The organism is Agrobacterium sp. A3-95, assembly GCF_053521785.1.
This window is the reverse complement of record NZ_JBNWDR010000024.1, coordinates 1-4,953: the sequence shown is the minus strand read 5'-3', so window position 1 is coordinate 4,953 and position 4,953 is coordinate 1. Positions and strand designations below refer to the sequence as shown.

The window sequence follows — 4,953 nt, the reverse complement described above, 5'->3', positions numbered from 1 at the left end:
AGATGACCGCGTCTGGCTCAAAGCACGCAGCGACGAGCCGCTCTTTATCTTCGCGTGACCAGCGCCGACGGCGCTCTACGGAGGTGATCACCTCAATTGCATGCTTCGTCATATGACTACTCCTAGTGTTACCACTAGGACTGGCAGTCAGAAGGCCGTCATCGCAAGACGGCCTTCACCGTGGGCTTACGTTGATACAGCACTTCGCTCTGCGCTTAGCGGCCGCCAGACTTCTCGAGATCATAAACGAACCGGTCTATGCGCAGTAGTGCGGCGCGTATCGCGTCCGCGATAAAGGGGTGTAGTTCCTGAATCATTTATAAGTTGTCGGGGCGGCGCTTCTATTTAGCAACGAGCCTATCTCCGTCGATGAGAAGTTGCGTATCCTCCAGATGTATCACCTCCGCTGGCAGCAATGGCACCGAAAGCTGTCCGGCAGGATGGAACCAAGCCCAGGGTCGACGCCCTGCAATCACCGCTGGGCAACAATCTCAAACGCATGCCGCAAAAATCCAGCACGGTGGAGGCGATCCGCCACGCGCTTTCCAATGGGCATCGCTCTCCCGTTTCCTTGATGACGGTAGTACCGAGATTGCCAATAATGCTGCTGAACGAGCAATCCGGCCCATGGGCTAGGACGCAAAAACGGTCTGTTCGCCGTATCAGATAGGGGTGGTGAACAGGCAGCCGCCACTTGGGAGCTGATCGAAACGGCAAGGCTAAATGGCCGTGATCCGGATGCCTATCTGCGGAACGTCGTTACCCGAATTCCCGATCATCCGAATTCGCGCCTGGAAAATCAGTTACCCAGGCACTCACTACCGATTTGCAATCGTTACACAATAGGGAGCAATTTACATGGAATATTAACTTGCAAAGAAAAGAAGGACACTTATAACGAGAAAAAATAAGGGACTACGTCGATCATGAACCTCGAGCATCTACCATTAAGTGGACTAGTGAAGATTACTCCAAAACGCGTTGGCGACAATCGCGGTTATTTTTCGGAAGTGTTCAAGGAAAGCTGGTTTCGCCAACATGTCGCGGACTTGACCTTCGCACAAGAAAATGAGTCACTTTCAGCCACCGTAGGCACCGTACGTGGCCTGCATTTTCAATTACACCCTTTTGCTCAGGGAAAGCTGGTTCGTTGCATTGCAGGAAAAGTGTTTGACGTAGCGGTCGACATCCGCGAACGATCGCCCACCTTCGGTCAATGGTATGGCCTTGAACTCTCGAAAGAAAATGGCGATCAGCTATGGATACCGGCAGGTTTCGCGCACGGATTCGCTACGCTCGCGCCGGATACCGTCCTTTCCTACAAGGTCACCGCTCCTTACAGCGCCGAGCACGACCGCGGGCTACTATGGAATGATCGGGATATTGGTATCGACTGGCCAATAAAACTGGACAATGTCGTTTTATCTGACAAAGACCGTGCGCAACCAAAACTTTTCGACCTTCCTACATACTTCTAGTATTCTGTACGGAGTAATCAATGCGAATAATTGTCACTGGCGGCGCAGGCTTTATCGGTTCCGCAGTCGTTCGGCATCTCGTGAATAATGTCGGCTCTGAAGTCCTAACGATCGATAAGCTGACATACGCAGGCAACCTGGCCTCCCTGAAAGAAGTTGAAGGGGCATCCAACCATCAGTTTTTAAAGGCAGACATTTGCGACCAGCAAAAAATGTCGGAGGCAATGGAATCGTTCAAACCTGATCGGATCATGCATCTTGCAGCCGAAAGCCACGTAGATCGCTCAATCGCCGGTGCAGGTGATTTCGTGCAAACAAATATTATCGGTACGTTTTCACTCCTTGAAGCGGCTCGCCAATATTGGAATGGCCTTCCTGGCCCCAAGAAAGATGGTTTCCGCTTTCTCCATGTATCGACCGACGAGGTATATGGCTCGCTGGGCGGCGATGGTCTTTTTGAAGAAACGACACCCTACGACCCTTCGTCTCCCTATTCCGCATCAAAAGCCGCAAGTGATCATCTCGCGATTGCGTGGTACCGCACATACGGCCTACCTGTCATCATATCAAATTGTTCCAACAACTATGGCCCCTATCACTTCCCGGAAAAGCTCATCCCACTAACCATCTTGAATGCAATGGAAGGCAAACCCTTACCGGTCTACGGTAACGGTATAAATATTCGTGACTGGCTATATGTTGATGATCACGCAAGGGCGCTCGACCTCATTGCTTCACGCGGTCGCATCGGCGAAAAATATAATGTCGGCGGTCGCAACGAACGCCGTAACATTGAAGTAGTTAAGCGTGTCTGTGAACTTATGGACGAACTCCGTCCATCCCAACGTCCCCACGCGGAACTCGTCACCTACGTCACCGACCGACCGGGCCACGATGCTCGATATGCTATCGACGCGACGAAGCTTGAGACGGAACTCGGTTGGAAAGCTCAAGAGAATTTTGATAGTGGTATTGCGCGGACCGTGCGCTGGTATATCGAGAACGAATGGTGGTGGAAGCCTCTGCGGCAAGAAGTATATTCAGGTGAAAGACTTGGCATATTGAAGAAGGTGTAGGCTATGCGTATCGCAGTCACCGGCAAGCACGGTCAAGTCGTGTCATCACTCGTCGAAAGAGCGTGCAATAGAAATGTTGAGATCATAAAACTTGGCCGCCCTGAACTTGATCTTCTTGAGCCAGCAGGGTTCAAAGAGGCCATTTTCAGAATGACACCTGATGTCTTAGTTTCTGCTGCGGCTTATACTGCAGTGGACAAAGCCGAGAGCGACGAAGATAGCGCCTTTGCTATCAACGGACGCGGTCCTCGCGCCTTGGCAGAAGTTGCTAAGCTAGCGGGAATACCGATCATCCATATTTCTACAGACTATGTTTTTTCCGGCGATAAAGACGGCCCGTATTTTGAGACCGATGCAGCCGATCCGATATCAGTCTACGGTAGGTCTAAACTTGATGGCGAAATTGGGATTAGTGAAGCCAACCCAGATCACGCCATCCTGAGGACAGCTTGGGTTTACTCACCGTTCGGTCAGAATTTCCTCAAGACCATGCTGCGGCTGGCGGAAACACGCGACGTCGTCAACGTGGTATCTGACCAATACGGTACCCCAACAAGCGCACTCGATATTGCGGATGCCATTCTGTATGCATCTGAACAACTAATGAGAGACACAGACCAGCGATTGAGGGGAATTTTCCATCTAACGGGAGGTGGTGAGGCGTCGTGGGCTGACTTTGCAGAAGTGATCTTTGATACATTTGCGGAAAAAACCGGCAAAAAGGTTGCAGTGAACCGCATCACAACAAGGGAATATCCCACGTCCGCAAAAAGGCCGTTCAACTCACGCCTGTCGGGAGACAAGTTGTCTGATGTTTACGGTATAAAACTTCCTCAGTGGGAAATATCTGCCCGAGCCGTAGCGCGGCGATTGCTGGCATTAGATCAATCGCATGGTGGTGCACAGCAAACACTTTAGACAAAATGAATGAAATGAATTGTCGAAACCTATTAAAGGAAAACCCATGAAGGGAATCATTTTGGCGGGAGGCTCTGGCTCGCGGCTATTTCCAATAACAATGGCTGTCTCCAAGCAGTTGATGCCGGTTTACGACAAACCGATGATTTACTACCCACTCACAACGCTGATGTTGGCCGGAATTCGTGAAATTCTGATTATCACTACTCCACACGATAATGAAGCGTTTAAGCGGTTGCTTGGTGATGGAAGCCAATGGGGAATTTCCCTTAAATACGCCGTTCAGCCGAGCCCCGATGGCTTGGCGCAAGCATATATCATTGGCGCTGATTTTGTGGGCAAGAACCCATCGGCTCTAATCTTGGGAGACAATATCTATTATGGCCACGGGCTGGCCGAATTAATGCAACCCAAAGATAAGAACAAAGGCGCCCGTGTCTTTGCCTATCACGTAACAGATCCAGAACGCTACGGTGTGGTGGAATTCGATGCGTCGATGAGAGCTCTCTCAATTGAGGAGAAGCCCCTGTCTCCTGCAAGCAACTGGGCCGTTACAGGTCTATATTTTTATGATGAACAGGTTGTCGACATGGCCGCTAATCTAAAGCCTTCGCAGCGCGGTGAATTAGAGATCACCGACATCAACCGCATATATCTTGAAAAAGGCGAACTTTCTGTGGAATTGATGGGGCGTGGCTATGCGTGGCTCGACACCGGAACACCGGATAGCCTGCTAGAAGCGGCCAACTTCGTCAGCACACTGGAGAAACGGCAAGGATTCAAGATCGCTTCACCCGAAGAAGTGGCACTTCGAATGGGGTTCATCGACAACGGGCAACTTCACGAACTCTCGGTAAAGCTTGGAAAGAGCTCGTACGGTCATTATCTTAAAAACCTGGCGGCCTCGCCAACAGAAAATCTCAGATAGACCATCGCTTGAGTGTGTGAGCAGTAGATAGCAATTATCCAATATAGAGCTTTGGTGTGCTTTATGATCACAGACGGTTTTATTGCAGACAGCGACTGCTTGACCACTTCACTGTATTCCGGATCATATCCGCAGGATTGATGTAGTTGGCGCAACCCCTCACCTCAAACGCGCTGTTGCCGTGAACGTCGGTTCGCTCGCGCCAACTCTCAGCCACTTCGCAATCGTGTTGCGCGACAATGCGGTCCTAGGCTGATTTCGCGCACTGGCAACTTCTGACGAATCCATCCAAATGATTATTTTTAAAAGTCCCATATGAATCAGTCCGTTGCCCTCATCGCTCACTGCGTTTTGGGAGCAAGCCCTTGCGGCCTCAACTCGCAACGCAAGTTTTGCCCCTAACCTGCTCAAGCAGCACCTCGCTCGGCATCGCAATTATATGTGGTAGGTAAGGCGTAAGCCTCCGGTGAAGGCCGCAGGTCAGGCCGCTTGAGCGTTGACGGTCGGCGGCGTCCAATTCCACGGAAGCAACTGCTCCAGCCTGGTAATCGGC

6 protein-coding genes are annotated in these 4,953 nt (G+C 51.0%); all 6 read left to right on the top strand.

The genetic code is table 11. The features are described from left to right. Positions 1-369 precede the first annotated feature (369 nt). The 6 genes from ACQZ5Y_RS28245 to rfbA are packed head-to-tail and all read left to right on the top strand — an operon-like array spanning position 370 to position 4,400. Positions 370-636, top strand: a complete 267-nt coding sequence (locus tag ACQZ5Y_RS28245) for an IS66 family transposase (protein ID WP_174051026.1) — start codon at positions 370-372, stop codon at positions 634-636. Between the two features lie 14 nt (positions 637-650). Beyond that, on the top strand, positions 651-911 hold the full coding sequence (locus ACQZ5Y_RS28240; protein WP_112424601.1) for a transposase domain-containing protein: 261 nt from the start codon (positions 651-653) through the stop codon (positions 909-911). 15 nt (positions 912-926) lie between these two features. Next, positions 927-1,478 (top strand): dTDP-4-dehydrorhamnose 3,5-epimerase, encoded by a 552-nt coding sequence (gene rfbC, locus ACQZ5Y_RS28235; protein WP_065660354.1) that lies wholly within the window; start codon positions 927-929, stop codon positions 1,476-1,478. Between the two features lie 20 nt (positions 1,479-1,498). Beyond that, the gene (gene rfbB, locus ACQZ5Y_RS28230) at positions 1,499-2,554 is read left to right on the top strand and encodes a dTDP-glucose 4,6-dehydratase (RefSeq protein ID WP_112156272.1); all 1,056 of its coding nucleotides are present in this window, start codon (positions 1,499-1,501) and stop codon (positions 2,552-2,554) included. Between the two features lie 3 nt (positions 2,555-2,557). Next, the gene (rfbD, locus tag ACQZ5Y_RS28225) at positions 2,558-3,472 is read left to right on the top strand and encodes a dTDP-4-dehydrorhamnose reductase (RefSeq protein ID WP_174051024.1); all 915 of its coding nucleotides are present in this window, start codon (positions 2,558-2,560) and stop codon (positions 3,470-3,472) included. Positions 3,473-3,518: 46 nt separating this feature from the next. Further along, complete coding sequence (gene rfbA, locus ACQZ5Y_RS28220) at positions 3,519-4,400, top strand: glucose-1-phosphate thymidylyltransferase RfbA (RefSeq protein WP_112179675.1); 882 nt, start codon at positions 3,519-3,521, stop codon at positions 4,398-4,400. The last annotated feature ends 553 nt before the right edge of the window (positions 4,401-4,953 follow it).

Excerpts from the sequence above, each read along its gene's own strand:
- rfbC (WP_065660354.1), top strand. The coding sequence starts at position 927 with ATGAACCTCGAGCATCTACCATTAAGTGGACTAGTGAAGATTACTCCA.
- ACQZ5Y_RS28245 (WP_174051026.1), top strand. The coding sequence starts at position 370 with ATGAGAAGTTGCGTATCCTCCAGATGTATCACCTCCGCTGGCAGCAAT.
- rfbD (WP_174051024.1), top strand. The coding sequence starts at position 2,558 with ATGCGTATCGCAGTCACCGGCAAGCACGGTCAAGTCGTGTCATCACTC.
- rfbA (WP_112179675.1), top strand. The coding sequence starts at position 3,519 with ATGAAGGGAATCATTTTGGCGGGAGGCTCTGGCTCGCGGCTATTTCCA.
- rfbB (WP_112156272.1), top strand. The coding sequence starts at position 1,499 with ATGCGAATAATTGTCACTGGCGGCGCAGGCTTTATCGGTTCCGCAGTC.